Source organism: Planktosalinus sp. (assembly GCF_059864935.1).
The window spans coordinates 1-1,894 of record NZ_JCBCCK010000231.1; the positions used below are offsets into that span (position 1 = coordinate 1).

General features: G+C 35.8%; 1 protein-coding gene. It reads left to right on the top strand.

Going from position 1 to position 1,894, the window contains the following annotated elements:
- Nucleotides 1-351: 351 nt before the first annotated feature.
- Nucleotides 352-1,629 carry an IS4 family transposase gene (locus AC6F75_RS08110; protein ID WP_500714499.1) on the top strand — a complete coding sequence of 426 codons (1,278 nt, stop codon included), beginning with the start codon at nucleotides 352-354 and terminating at the stop codon, nucleotides 1,627-1,629.
- Nucleotides 1,630-1,894: the final 265 nt, after the last annotated feature.

The following is a 1,894-nucleotide window of genomic DNA, read 5'->3' on the forward strand; positions in this document are numbered from 1 at the left end:
TTTTTAAGACGGAGAATTGATGTTAATGTTAAAGCACCTTTAATATTCTTGTTTTTTTTAAGCCAGACTGGTGGAGGTTTTGTAACTCCAAGGTTTTGGTTCTTTTTTTTCTTTTTCACAGCCGTATATTCAGTAATTTCAAAAAGATCTGATCAAAAAATATCAATTCATTAATCAATGTCGTTTAGTTAGTGATTATTGCTATAACCCCTAATTTTATTGGTGTTTCGGCGAAAAAAGCTCATTGAAAAGTTTGTTGTTTGACCATATTGATTTATCTTAGTAGGGTATATAGGGGGTATCCCAAATATTAACCGACCAACTGATTATCGTGAACTTTTATCCAAAAACATAACTTATGAGCTTGAAAATGAAGCGTTTAAAGGCCGTTCAAAAGACGGCCCTAAAGGGGTATTTTCACGGAACAGAACGCTGACAATCAATAATTTAATTGTACTTATCATCAACTTTAAAAGTTCCATACAGCGAGAACTTGATCGATTCTTTAAATCAGTTTCCAATAGCGATTTTAACATCCGGGAGGTAACCAAAGGTGCATTTACCCAAGCCAGGGCAAAATTGAATCCATGGGCCTTTGAGCGATTAAATGAAGTTGCTGTTAAGTCATTTTATGACCACGCCTCCTATTATGAGTGGCACGGAATGCGTACTTTAGCGGTAGACGGAACCAGACTGGTTCTTCCTAATCATAAAAGTGTTATTGAAGAATTTGGACAACATCATTTTGGGCCAAAAGCAGACAGTCCACGCTCTCTTGCGTTGGGGTCAATGCTTTACGATGTGCTCAACCAAATTACAATAGATAGTAAGATTGCCGCTTATGCATCCAGTGAAACAGATTTATTATTGGCTCATTTGGAAAAGGTAGCAGAAGGGGATCTTTTACTCCTTGACAGAGGTTACCCCAGTTTTTGGTTATTGTTTCTTTTAAAAGCAAAAAAGGTAGAATTTTGTGTTCGGTTGAAAGATAATTGGTGGCTGAAGGTAAAGAAGTTTGTTGAAAGCAAGGAAAAAGAATGTATTGTTGAATTTTCCCTGCCCAAGAAGGATTACAAAAAATTATCAGAGTTTCCTCACATGTATGGGGAAACTATTAAATGCAGGTTAATAAAAGTTGAGCTTGATAATGGAGAAACCGAGGTGTTGTGCACATCTTTGACTGACATTGAAAAGTATGAATACGAGGATTTCAAAGAATTGTACCATTACCGCTGGAACGAGGAGGAAGCCTACAAACTTCTTAAAAGCCGGGCTGAATTAGAAAATTTTTCCGGAAAGACAGCGAAGGCTGTAAAACAGGATTTCTATGCAAAGGTTTTTTTGATGACACTGTGTGCCGCTTATGCGCATCCGATAGAAGAAAAAGTAAAAGAAGAGTACAAGGCTGACAAAGAACGCAAGTATAGCCAAAAAATCAACCGAACCAACGCAATGGCGATGACTCAGGATATATTGATTGCTGTGATTATTAAGAGGAAATTTAGTGAGGCTCTGGATGCTTTTGATTTGATTGTCCAAAAAACGAGAGAAATAATCAGGCCAGGTAGAAGTTTTCCAAGAAATAAAATTCCTAAAAGACCTTACAGTATGAATTACAAGCGATTATGACAAAGTCTTAACTAAACGACATTGAAACATATACCCCAATTGCTATATTAACCAAGGCAAACAAAATAGTTAATATTGAGGCATCACCTCCATCTTCCCATCCTACAATTATGAGTATCAAATAAAGAACTACACAAAAAACATGAGGGATTATAAGATTCTCTTTATTATGTCCATTATACCACAAATAAGATAGATTTAAGACTAAAGATGGTGGAGAGTATATTAATAAGACCACTAGTAATATCTTAATTATTTGATGCAT